The sequence below is a fragment of the Bradyrhizobium sp. BRP22 genome, assembly GCF_020194175.1.
GTDB lineage: Bacteria > Pseudomonadota > Alphaproteobacteria > Rhizobiales > Xanthobacteraceae > Bradyrhizobium.
Map to the genome: position 1 here is coordinate 55,057 of NZ_JADYVX010000006.1, position 11,678 is coordinate 66,734.

General features: G+C 60.9%; 11 protein-coding genes and 1 pseudogene. 5 read left to right on the top strand and 7 right to left on the bottom strand.

The window, feature by feature from the left end; all coding sequences use genetic code 11:
• Window positions 1-9: 9 nt before the first annotated feature.
• Window positions 10-213: pseudogene (locus I6F35_RS10460) on the top strand (helix-turn-helix domain-containing protein); the annotation flags it as partial.
• A 112-nt stretch (window positions 214-325) separates the two neighbouring features.
• On the opposite strand, the gene dinB reads toward I6F35_RS10460, so the two are convergent.
• Both dinB and I6F35_RS10470 read right to left on the bottom strand, forming a co-directional pair.
• Window positions 326-1,573: a DNA polymerase IV gene (dinB, locus tag I6F35_RS10465; protein ID WP_225117578.1), complete on the bottom strand. Its 1,248-nt coding sequence runs from the start codon at window positions 1,571-1,573 to the stop codon at window positions 326-328.
• The gene (locus I6F35_RS10470) at window positions 1,563-1,883 is read right to left on the bottom strand and encodes a hypothetical protein (protein WP_225117579.1); all 321 of its coding nucleotides are present in this window, start codon (window positions 1,881-1,883) and stop codon (window positions 1,563-1,565) included. Before I6F35_RS10470 ends, dinB begins: the two co-directional genes overlap by 11 nt.
• Before the next feature lie 57 nt (window positions 1,884-1,940).
• Between I6F35_RS10470 and I6F35_RS10475 the strand changes: the two genes are divergently transcribed.
• Window positions 1,941-2,252 (top strand): hypothetical protein, encoded by a 312-nt coding sequence (locus I6F35_RS10475; protein ID WP_225117580.1) that lies wholly within the window; start codon window positions 1,941-1,943, stop codon window positions 2,250-2,252.
• 156 nt (window positions 2,253-2,408) lie between these two features.
• Here I6F35_RS10475 and I6F35_RS10480 read toward each other — a convergent pair whose 3' ends face one another.
• Window positions 2,409-2,936, bottom strand: a complete 528-nt coding sequence (locus I6F35_RS10480; RefSeq protein WP_225117581.1) for a hypothetical protein — start codon at window positions 2,934-2,936, stop codon at window positions 2,409-2,411.
• 677 nt (window positions 2,937-3,613) lie between these two features.
• On the opposite strand from I6F35_RS10480, the gene I6F35_RS10485 reads away from it, so the two are divergent.
• Window positions 3,614-3,970, top strand: coding sequence for a YbaN family protein (locus I6F35_RS10485; RefSeq protein ID WP_225117582.1), 357 nt, complete (start codon window positions 3,614-3,616; stop codon window positions 3,968-3,970).
• Between the two features lie 381 nt (window positions 3,971-4,351).
• A complete protein-coding gene (locus I6F35_RS10490) occupies window positions 4,352-5,575 on the top strand; it encodes an ABC transporter substrate-binding protein (protein WP_225117583.1) in 1,224 nt (407 codons plus the stop codon).
• Window positions 5,576-5,633: 58 nt separating this feature from the next.
• Here I6F35_RS10490 and I6F35_RS10495 read toward each other — a convergent pair whose 3' ends face one another.
• Window positions 5,634-7,271 (bottom strand): acetolactate synthase large subunit, encoded by a 1,638-nt coding sequence (locus I6F35_RS10495; RefSeq protein WP_225117584.1) that lies wholly within the window; start codon window positions 7,269-7,271, stop codon window positions 5,634-5,636.
• Window positions 7,272-7,568: 297 nt separating this feature from the next.
• On the opposite strand from I6F35_RS10495, the gene I6F35_RS10500 reads away from it, so the two are divergent.
• Window positions 7,569-8,615, top strand: a complete 1,047-nt coding sequence (locus tag I6F35_RS10500) for an LLM class flavin-dependent oxidoreductase (protein ID WP_225117585.1) — start codon at window positions 7,569-7,571, stop codon at window positions 8,613-8,615.
• Window positions 8,616-8,675: 60 nt separating this feature from the next.
• Here I6F35_RS10500 and I6F35_RS10505 read toward each other — a convergent pair whose 3' ends face one another.
• The 3 genes from I6F35_RS10505 to I6F35_RS10515 form a co-directional block, all read right to left on the bottom strand.
• Window positions 8,676-9,140, bottom strand: a complete 465-nt coding sequence (locus tag I6F35_RS10505) for an Lrp/AsnC family transcriptional regulator (RefSeq protein WP_225117586.1) — start codon at window positions 9,138-9,140, stop codon at window positions 8,676-8,678.
• A 248-nt stretch (window positions 9,141-9,388) separates the two neighbouring features.
• Window positions 9,389-10,150, bottom strand: a complete 762-nt coding sequence (locus I6F35_RS10510) for an SDR family oxidoreductase (protein WP_225117587.1) — start codon at window positions 10,148-10,150, stop codon at window positions 9,389-9,391.
• Window positions 10,147-11,658, bottom strand: coding sequence for a class I adenylate-forming enzyme family protein (locus I6F35_RS10515; protein WP_225117588.1), 1,512 nt, complete (start codon window positions 11,656-11,658; stop codon window positions 10,147-10,149). The genes I6F35_RS10510 and I6F35_RS10515 overlap by 4 nt, the downstream gene beginning before the upstream one ends.
• Between the last annotated feature and the right edge of the window lie 20 nt (window positions 11,659-11,678).

Consider the following 11,678-nt stretch of genomic DNA (forward strand, 5'->3'; position numbering starts at 1 on the left):
CGAGGCCACAAGCGCCTTACCGCGGCCGGCGTCATGACGCTACCCATGTGCCGCCGCGACATTGCCGACTATCTCGGCCTGACATTGGAGACGGTCTCTCGCGCCCTGTCGCGGCTGCACGAGCTCGGTATCCTTGGATTCATCGGTAATAATCAGCGTCAGATTGTCATCCTGGACCGGCTCCAGCTAGCCAGCCTCGAATTGCAGGACTGAAAGACCCTCCAGGCGCAGCGATCCCCAAACAGCGGCGACGGATGCATCGGCCGGGCGCCGCGTTGCACAGGGGGCAGTCGATCGACGATCGCCTCGCCTGACCTGAGCCCACTTACAGGTCCCTTTCGGCAAGTTTGCGAAACTCGTCGGGCACGGAACGAGAAACACCCAGCGCTGCCGAGCCGTATCCGATCGCATCCCATCCGAAGCGATCTCGGATCTTGTCGACGGCGCAATCAGCCGCCCAACGTGCCATGCCCATCTTGGTGCCGGGGCGGCGCGCTTCATCTTGAAGTCCAAGCGGGAGCTCGAGCTCGAAATCCCAGTGCTCCTCAAGATGCGACACGGAGATCGCCAATAACGAGATGATCTTCTGGTCCGGATGATCTGCAAGGATCGCGCGCACCAGCTCCTCAGCGATCTCAGCGAGGATTATCGTCGCTGAGATCGGCGCATCGAGCGTTACCGAGCGCGTCACTGAATTCAGGTCGGCGAAGCGAACGCGCACCGTCACGGTTCGACCGGGCCTGGACTTCGCCCGCAGCCGCGTTGCAATGCGGTCCGCGAGGTGAAGCAGGGTCGGTCGAATAACTCGCCCTTCGGCCGGCTTCCTGCCAATCGCTGACTGCGCCCCAGCCGATCCGGCGCGGCGGTGCGACTTGATTTCCCTCGGATCGCGATTCCACGCCAGCGCCGCGAGTTTCCCGCCTGCTGCTCGACCGAGCAACCGCTCGAGCGAGCATCCTTGTGTTTTTGCCAGCTGGCCGATCGTCAACACGCCGATCTCGGCCAGGCGCGCCTTCGTGACAGGCCCCACTCCCCACATCAGTTCGACGGGCAGATGGTGAAGGAATTCTAGTTCAGTGTCGGGATCGACGACCACGAGCCCGTCGGGCTTGGCCACTTGCGACGCAATTTTCGCCAGATGCTTGGTCCGCGCGACACCCACTGAGATCGGAAGACCAAGCTCGATGCGCACGCGGCGGCGGATCGCCGTTGCGATGTCGGCGGGCGCGCCGAAGAGATGAGTGCAGCCCGCAACATCCGCAAAAGCCTCGTCGATGGAAATCCGTTCGACGAGCGGTGTGAAATCGCCGATCACCTTGATGGCGGCATCGCCCAGCCGTTGGTAGTCCTTGAAATGACCGCTGACAAAAGTGAGCTGCGGACATAGCTGGCGCGCTTGCCGTCCCGGCATACCGCCTCGAACCCCGAACGCCTTGGCCTCGTATGAAGCAGCAAGCACGACCCCGCCACCGACGGCGATGGGTCTGCCGCGCAACGACGGATCGAGCAGTTGCTCGACCGAGGCATAAAAGGCATCCAGGTCTGCATGAAGGATGGTGGCTCTAGTTGCCATCCAGACCGTTCACCAGCGAAATTTGACCGAAGTCACAGAGAACATAATGCGAACGCGCGTGGCAAGTGTCAAGCCGGGTTTCCCAACGGCTAAAGAAGACAGTGCTGATCAAGTCTGGACCTGGCTGAGTGATGTCCTCCCATGTCGCGATCGTCGATTTCTCCATGCCGCGCATGACGGGAGTGGAGGTCGCGCGGCGGATCAGGGAATTTGCCTGCCGACCGGGGTATCGATCATCGCGGCGAGCTGCTGTTGGACCGATGTTCAGCAGGTTAACGCGAAATCGAATCCGGGGCTCCCGCTCAAACATCACTGCAACCAAAGCGTGTTGTCGAAGTTCTTGGAGTCTCCAACGAAGGAGACAGCCATGAAACTGAAAGCTGCTGTTGTTGGGTTGGCCGCGCTCGGTGGCGTCGCGCTCACCGCGGGCTCGGCGTCCGCGATACCGAACGGCCTTCCAGGCGCCGCCCGGATCGCCAGCCCGACGGTCAATGCCGAGCAGGTCCGCTGGGTCTGCGACGCGTGGGGCCGCTGCTGGTGGCGGCGTCCGGTCTGGGGCGTCACGGCCTGGGGTCCGCGCCCGGTGTGGGGTCCGCGATGGCGCGGCGCCTACGCCTGGGGCCCACGACCCTGGGGCCCACCACCTTGGGGCCCGGGACCTTGGGGCCGTCGCTGGTAGAGCGGCGTCGCTTTTTCGTCGCCGCTGGGCGACGGCGCAACTCGCACCGCTCTGGCAAGATCGGCCGTTCCGTTGCTCCGCCGAATTCCATTGGCTCGATGCCATCGGCACGGGCCTATAACTGTGCGCTCGCGCGACGGCGCGCGGGGCGCAAATTCACGCACCTCGCGTATCACGTATTGCCTGGGCGACCTTCGTAGCCTGCGACACCCGTCCGATTCTCGCGCCCGTGACGATTCTTTTTCGGCGCGTACTCAAACGCGGTGCCATGCCTTCGTTGGCGGTGGAGCCGGCGGACGGATAGGGAATGAAGTTCGCGGCTCGACGCAGCGCAAGAGCCTTTCGAGCCGCTTCGACATGGGCAGTCCGAGCTGCCAAATTGTGAAGACGCCTGAGTTCCCTGTTGACCCGCTTCAGTGCTGCGGCGAAGACCTGCTTGCGTTGCGATGGACGCTCGGCCGTTCCAGGGAAGTTCGCGCCGCGAGCTTCGCCTTTTCCCTTCACCTCCCGCCGCTTTTGTCGGCCGAGCGTTCGCTCCCTGTCGCGCATCTTGCGCAAGCGGGATTGCATGGCCGCAAGCTCGGTGGGCTCGACTTCATAGATGGCGGGATGATGCGTGAGGCGGATCGCCTCGTATTCCTCGTGGTTGAGAAGGCTGCGTTCAAACTTGCATGGGACCGACATTTTCTGTTCCTCCCATTGAATCTGCGAAGTTCACGTGAACTGAATCATTCAGATCTAGCGCCGCTTGCGGGTGACATGTCATGCTCCCAAGGCAAGGAGACCGCGCGAATTTTGGCCCGACGCTTAAGCAAACGACGCATGGGCGCGAGAGCGTCGCCCGGTCGAGCGTCGGCCACCATCATAGCAGGACTTTCTCATCCCCACCGCAGCATTCATTGTCCGAGGACAGCCTAACCCGGAAGTGGCGTTTGATTGCCCGCCAAAAGCCGCCATTTGCGCTGTCGCATTGGACATCCTGTCGGACGGACAACATCGGATGTCCGAAACAGATGTGGGAGTAAGAGATGAGTTCAACACGCGGTCCGGCACGCCTCAGCCGTCGCGTTCTTCTGAGGGCCGCAACGTTGCTGCTTCCTACAAGACAATGGCTCTCCTCCGACCCTTTCAGCTCGCGAGCTCTCGGTGATCTCTTTCCACCAGCGCGAGAGTCTAGTCTCAACTGTACGCGTCAATCGTTGTCAAAGGGCTGTTAGGGTAAGCAAAAAGGGCAGAACGTACGATCGCGGGCTCCGCTGGCGAGGAACGACCTCCTCCAGGCAGGCACGCCGAGAGTTGCGAGAGCATGATAAGCTCGGCATACGTCACAGGTCTTCGCTTTGCATGATGGTTGCGGGCTGATGCGTCGCGTCTACCTCGTTCTCGGTTTTATCTTCATCGCCCTCGGCTTTGTCGGCGCATTCTTGCCGGTGTTGCCGACGACGCCATTTCTCATTCTCGCCACGACCTGCTTCGCACGATCGTCTCCGCGGCTCGAAAACTGGCTACTCTCCCATCCCCGCTTCGGGCCAGCGCTGCGCGCGTGGCGGGAGCACGGCGCCATCCCTGTGCGCGCGAAATTGCTGTCGCTCGTGGGAATAGGCGCCGGATTCTTGCTGTTCTGGATCGCCACCGCGCCCGGCCCAGTTCTCATGGCAAGCGTCGGCGCTCTCATGCTTGCGGGTCTGATCTACGTCTTCACCAGACCCTCGCTTTGACTTCGAGCAAGCTGTTGGGGACCAGATCGTCGCCCCTTGCGGTTGGGGCCAGCATACGGTCTATCTCCGCTTTCCACCCAAGCTCGCGCTCAGGCGTCGTCGATCACCCTTTCGTTTCAGGAGGCCTCCACATTGGTCGCCGCAAAGTTTAGTTTCCTTCGCAACATATTGAAGTCATTTGCTTTATTGGCTCGCCCGGAATAGCCTAGCAAATCCGGGAATCCCAAACTGCTCGAGAGTGAGGTATGGGACCCTGCGGGCAAGTGCGCCTCAAAATGCGCCAATTGGCATGATTGAGTGCTCTTGATTCAACTCGCCGACAGATGACTTCCTTCGACCCGGGTCAAAGCTCAACGCGGTCGATATATGGAGGCACTGCAGATGAACGTAGCAGGCCGGATGCTGCTCGTTCTCGCGATCGCACTGACATCGCTCAGTGCGATGTCTCCGCAGCGGCCGGAAGATCCCTCGACGGACAGCGAAATCCGGATCGGCAACCTCATGCCCTATACCGGGCCGTTGGCGGAATTCGCAGCGATCGGAAAGGCCGAAGCGGCCTATTTCGACATGATCAACGAGCGCGGCGGGATCAACGGCCGCAAGGTGCGCTTCATTTCCCGCGATGACAATTCCGATCCTACCGTCGCACTCGATCTCACGCGCGGACTGGTCGAGCGCGAAAACGTCCTGTTGATGTTCGGCTCGTTCGGAACGCCCGGCAATCTCGCGGTACGGAGCTATTTGAACGAGAGGAAGATTCCTCAACTGTTCGTGGCCTCCGGCGCCGAGGAATTGGTTGACCCCAAGGCATTTCCATGGACGATGGGCTGGCAGCCTTCGTTTCGTGCCGAAGGCCGCGTCTACGCCAACTACATCCAGGCGTTCTATCCGCAGCGCAAGATCGTGGTTCTCTGGCAGAACGATCAGTTCGGTCGTGAACTATATCGGGGAATACAGGACGGACTCGGCGACCTGACTCGCCTGATCATCGTCGGCGTCGCCTTTGATATTGCAGATGCCCACATCGATGGGCACGTCTCGATCCTGAAGCGATCGGGCGCCGACATTCTCGTTTTTGCAGGTGTGCCGGCCACCGCTTCACAGGTGATCCGGTTGGCCGCGGATTTCAAATGGCATCCGGTGTTTCTTCTCAACGATGAGGCTGCCGCAATCGGCACCGTGCTCGGATCGGCCGGCGCGCAGAACTCCGTTGGCGTGATCTCGGCCTCTTTCCTGAAGGATCCGGGCGATCCAGCATGGAAGGACGATCCGGCGATCAGGGATTGGCTGTCCTTCATGGACAAATATTACCCAACTGGAGACAAGCGCAGCAGCGCCGCACTTTATGGTTATGCCGCCGCCGAGACGCTTGCGCAGGTGCTCAAACAATGCGGCGATGATCTCTCCCGTGAAAACGTGATGCGTCAGGCAGCATCGCTGAAGGATTTTGAATCTCCCGCGCTGTTGCCCGGCATCAAGATCAACACCAGCGAGAGCAATTTTCGACCAATCAAGCAGATGCGCCTGGTCCAGTTCGACGGCAGAACCTGGCAGCCGATCGGCGACGTGCTCGAGACCGCGTTTTCGGATCCCCCGAACAATTAGCGGAAACCGTTGGCCAATCATCCTGTGGCTCGATGAGCCCGAAGCTCCACCCTACCATCTACTGAACCGTAAGGCGCTGTCGAAGTTCGTCGACAAGAACCCGCTCGTTTTCCGTGTAATCGATCGGGACGACGACAAGATGGACGCCGCCGCCCTCAAAAGCATGTTCCAGCGCAGGCCGCAGCCTCGCAGCGGAATCGACCCTTGTGCCCTTGGCTCCATAAGCCCTGGCATAAGCGACGAAGTCCGGGTTGGTGAACGTCATGCCGAAGTCCGCGTAGCCGTCGACAGCCTGCTTCCAGCGGATCATTCCAAACGCGTGATCCTCGATTATCAGCACCACCAGGTTGAGGCCGAGCCGGACGGCCGTCTCGAGCTCCTGGCTGTTCATCATGAAGCCGCCGTCACCGCAAACGGCCATCACGCGACGCGTCGGATAGAGAATTGCCGTCGCGATCGCTGAGGGCAGGCCTGCGCCCATTGTTGCCAGCGCGTTATCCAGCAGCAGCGTATTGGCAACCCTGGTTCGATAATTTCGCGCAAACCAGATTTTATACATGCCGTTGTCAAGCGCCACGACACCGTCGGGCGGCATCACCTCGCGCACATCGTGCACGAGACGTTGTGGCGTCAGCCGATCTTCGGTAGCGCGCGCACCAACACGTTGCAATATCCCCTCTCGCAGAGGCAGCAGCGCTTGAGCGTTGGGGATCTTGCCTTCGATCCGATCCGCCAGCAGCCGCAACGAGGGACCGAGTTCGCCAATCACCTCGGCTTGCGGAAAATAGACCTGCTCCACCGATGCCGGCTGATATCCGACATGAATGACATTCGGTCCACCTGCTCCCATGATAAAGGGCGGTTTCTCTACGGTATCATGCCCGATCGTAATGATGAGATCGGCCCGCTCGATGGCCTCATGAACATAGTCACGTTCCGAGAGAGCCGCCGTTCCCATATAAAGTTCGGTACCGCCCGGAACGGTGCCCTTCCCCATCTGGGTGGTGAAATAGGGAATCCGGGTGCGCAGAACAAACTTGGCCAGATCTTCGGTGGATCGCGGACGCGAAGCCGCGGCTCCCAACATGAGCAATGGACGCTGCGCCTCCTTGATCATTTCGGCTGCACGGTCCAACGCACTCGCGTTTGCCACCGGAAGTTCGATCGGATGTGCGGGCACCAGCGCGACTTCAGCACACTCCTCGCCTGCGATATCTTCGGGAAGCTCCAGGTGAACTGGCCCGGGACGTTCTTCCGCAGCGACGCGGAAGGCTTCGCGAACCAGCGTCGGGATCGTCGCGGGCGACACGATCTGCTGTGACAGCTTGGTAAGAGGCCGCATCGTCGCGACGACATCGACGATCTGGAAGCGTGCCTGGCGGGAGGAAAGGATGCCCTTCTGGCCTGTGATCATGAGCATGGGCATCGCACCAAGAAGTGCATAAGCAGCGCCGGTCGTCAGATTCAACGCACCTGGACCCAAAGTGGTCAGGCAAACGCCCGGCTCGCCGGTCAGCCTTCCATGTGTGGCGGCCATGAATGCCGCGGCCTGTTCGTGGCGCGTCAGGATGAGCTGGATCGAGGACCTTCGAATGGATTCGACGACGTCAAGGTTCTCTTCACCGGGGATTCCAAAAATCCGAGTCACCCCCTCATTTTCAAGAGCGGCAACAAGCAGGTCAGAACCTTTGGTCATGGATCTCGCTCCTTACCAGATTGTAAGCACGCTCCGGGCGATACGGCGCCGTTCTGCATGCGATTTGCTCTGCAGTGATACACATCCTGTGACGAGCGCTCACCTTGGCGCTCTACGTCTCCTTAAGTTGAGAACGCGAATGAGAGAGTTCAATCAATAGTGACACGAGTATCGAAGTAATGCACGAACGGAAGGACCATATCTGTCGAGAGAAATCCAGGTAAAACCCGGCTGCTGACCATCGCACGGGCGTTGGCGCGCGCGAGATTCTGCTGCGGCCGGCGCAGGAGGTCCTCGGTGGCAAACGACTTTCTTTCCAAACTGACCGTCGGCATCTTCGATCATTTGGACGATGATGGCCGTGATCTGGCCCAGCAATACGCCGATCGCCTGACGCTGACAGAGGCATACGACCGCCTCGGCTTCCATGCATATCATATCGCGGAACATCACTGCACGCCGCATGGGAGAGGTCCGTCGCCGAACCTGTTCCTGTCGAGCGTTGCCCCGCGTACAAGGCGCCTTCGTCTCGGCCCGCTGGTGATGCTGCTTAACCTGTACCACCCATTACGAGCGATCGAAGAGATCTGCATGCTCGACCATTTGAGCGGCGGCAGGCTCGAACTGGGCATAGGGCGCGGCGCTCTTCCCGTCGAACTGGGTTACTTTGGTGTTGCTCCGGACGCGGCGCAGGAACGGTACGTAGAGGCAAGCGAGATCATCTTCGATGCCATGAGAGGCGGCACGCTGTCGCATCACGGACGCTATTTCGAGCTGAACGATGTTCCCTTGACGCTGCTTCCCAAGCAGCGTCCTCATCCGCCGATGTGGATTGCCGCCGGTCGGCCCGAGTCGGCCGCCTGGGCGGCTGCAAACGGCGCCAACATTGCGTGCGTAGGACCTGCGTCCTCCGTGCGCGGAGTTACCGATGCGTTCCGTCTGCATCGAGCCCAGATTCGCAACGCGGGCACTCGAAGCCCATTCATCGGACTTGTGCGCGCGGTGGTGATCGCACATTCCCACGACCAGGCCGTTTCACTCGCCGCGCCCGCCTACGAACGATGGCTCGCCAGCTTCAAGTTTCTGTACGATCTCAATGGTCTGTCCACACCACCATTTCTGCCGTTGACGTTCGAGGCTGCGGTCGAAAGCGAATTGTGTGTGGTCGGGACGGCGGCTTCGGTGCGAGACGCCGTTCTCGATCAGGTGGAAAAGGCGGGCGCCAACTATCTCCTGTGCCAGGTGGCATTTGGCAACCTGCCGCTGGACGCTTCGCTCTACACCGCGACGGCAATCCAGTCCGAGCTCATGGGTGATCTTTCGAGGAAGATTGTTGCGACGTAATCACCGGCTGATTGATGCCCAGGCAGCGAATGCGTTCGCACGAATCTGCGCTTTAGCCACTCACGCGAGACTCGTGAGTGGCAGTTCGGTGGTCGACTTGATCTGCTCCATCGTGAACATCGACGAGACGTCGTGCAGGTCGATCTTTGCGATCAATCGCTGATAAAGATCGTCATAGGCACGGATGTCGGATACCACGGCGCGGATCAGATAGTCGACGTCGCCGCTCAAGCGGTAGAAGTCCACGACCTCCGGAAAACCGGTGACGATCTTGCGGAATTTCTGCGCCCATTCCGCATTGTGCTGGTTGGTCTTGACCGCAATGAAAACGCTGACCCCGAGGTTCAGCTTCTCGGCGTCCAGCAGCGCGACCCGGCGTTTGATGTATCCGGAACTCTCAAGCTTCTGGATCCGTCGCCAGCAGGGCGTCGAACTCAGCCCGACCCGCTCGGCGATCTCCTGCATCGAAAGGCTGCTATCGACCTGCAGCGTCGCCAGGATCTTGCGATCGAGCTCGTCGAGCATGCTGGCCTCCAATTCCGGCAAAGCGAGAAATGTTATTGTTGCCCCGCGCCACAATTGAAGAATGTTATTGTCACGTACTCACTTCCGCTAGCATGAATTTTCATCAGCGCCTGAGCAATCCCTTGGCAGCATGCAACGTCCCGCCACTGATCGGCGGCAAAGGTGCATCTGTCGAGAGAAAGTGCCGCTAACCGGCTCGTGCGGACGGCCTGAACGAGCAATCATTGCCCCGCAGCCGGCAGTGCGGCTTAGAGCCGCTGGCCGCCGCTGGCGTCGATCTGTTGGCCCGTGACCCAGCCGCCCTCATCGGACGCGAGGAACGCCACCACCTTGGCGATGTCGACCGGCTGGCCGACACGTCCGAGCGCGATCGATTTGGCAACCTCGCGGCTGGCGATGGGGTCGCGCGCATTGGTGTTCATGTCGGTCGCGGTGGCGCCTGGCATCACCGAATTCACCGTGATCAGCCGCCCGCCAAGATGAACAGCCAGCAGCCGGCTCAGCGCCTCCAGGCCGGCTTTTGTCGGCGCATAGCCCGCCATGGCCGGATAAGCGGCGCGCGTGCCCATCGAGGAAATGTTGATGATGCGGCCAGCATCGCGGAGATGAGGCAACAGAGCCTTGATCAGGAAGAACGGCGATTTGAGGTTAGTCTGCAACAGGAGCTCAAGGTCGTCTTCCGTGATCTCCTCGATCGTCGCGCGCCTGCTGACACCGGCGTTGTTGACGAGGATATCGAACGCTGACTTCCCGTATCGCCTGCTCAGCTCCGTAGTGAACTTCGCGGCAAGTGCGGCAGCACCGCCCGGCACTGACAGGTCGGCCTGCAGCGCGAAAGCCGTTCCGCCCGCAGCTGTGATCTGGTCGACGACAAGGCGCGCGTCATGTTCGGCAGCGTGATAATGAGCCGCAACGACCGCACCGTCGCCGGCGAGCCTGCGTGCAATCGCCTGCCCGATGCCGCGGCTGGCGCCGGTGACCAGCGCGATCTTGCCCGCCAGCGCGCTCACGCCGACCAGCCTTTGGCGGCCTCGAGCTGGCGTGCGCGGTCGATCAGCGATTTGCGGTCGATCTTGTTGGTGCCGGCCCACGGCAGTTCATTGACGAACTCGATGCGGCGCGGATGCTGATAGGCCGGTCCATTGGCGATCGTGAACTTGCGGATATCGTCCGCGGTCGGCTTGGCGTCGGCGCGGGTGACGATGAAGGCGACTGGGACCTGACTGCGCTCCTCGTCCGGCAGCGGCACCACCACCGCCTGCTGCACCTGCGGGTGGCGTTCGAGCAGCTTCTCGACCTCGCCCGGATAGACGTTCTCTCCCGAGCAGACGAACATGTCGTCGGCGCGACCGACGAAATAATAGAAACCATTTTCGTCGCGACGCATCACGTCACCGCTGTAGTACCAGCCATCAGTGATCGCCTTCGCAGTCTGCTGCGGCAGGTTGTGGTAATGATCCATCAGCGCTGGATTGCGCATCAACAGTACGCCCTCATTCTCGGTGCCATTGATGAGCTTCACGGCCTCGAGATCGATCGGGTAGCCGAGCGCGAGCGGCGGCGTTGGAATACCCTTCGGATGCGGCCCGAACACCGCCGGCCCCGCCTCGGTGGTGCCATAGCCGATGGAGAGCGTGACGTTCGGTAGCGCCTGCTTGATCTTGTCCCACAGGCCCATCGTCATCGGCGCCGAGCCCAGCATCAGTCGCCGGATGGACGTGATGTCGTTCCGCGCCAGCAGCTCCCGCTCCTTGACCACCCTCGCCCACATGGTGGGAACGGCCGTCGCAGCCGTTACTTTGTACCTGGCGATCGCCTCGATGTAGCTTTTGGTTTCGAACGACGGCAGCAGCACCAGCGATGCGTTGGTCGCAAAGATCGTCTTGGTCGCGAACAAGCCGTTCATGTGGAACAGCGGCTGAGCAATGATGTAGCGCTCGTTTTCGTTGAGCGCGCCGCTGGTGCGGGTGGAGAGCGCCCAGAGCTGACCGAGATGCGACAACGGCACGCCTTTCGGCCGGCCGGTCGAACCTGACGTGTAGAGCATCTGGCCTACTTCGTCGGGTCCGGCCACCACGCTGTCGAACGAGTTCACGGGCTTGATGCTCGCGGCAAAACCTTCCGGTCCGGCGTCGTCGAAGTCGATCACGGGAATGCCCTCGCGCACCTGCGCGCGGTTCGCGGCGTCGACAAAGGCGAGCGCGATCCTGGCGTCGTCCATCACATAATCGATGGTCTCGCGCGCAACCTTGATGTTGACGGGCACCGCGATATAGCCCGCGCGCATGATGCCGAAATAGGCCGCGATGTATTCGGCGCGATTGAGTGACAGGATGGCGATATGTGTGCCGCGGGGAAATCCACGGTCTGTCAGATATTTTGCGATCCCGTTGGCGAGTTCGTCGATCTGTCGATGGGTATAGACCCTCGGACCGTCAGGCAAAGCGAGATCGATGATCGCTTCCTTGTCCAGATTGCCCCTGCGATCGACCAGATCGCCCAGATTGTGCCAACGCATCGGCAGAACTCCGTCCCTCA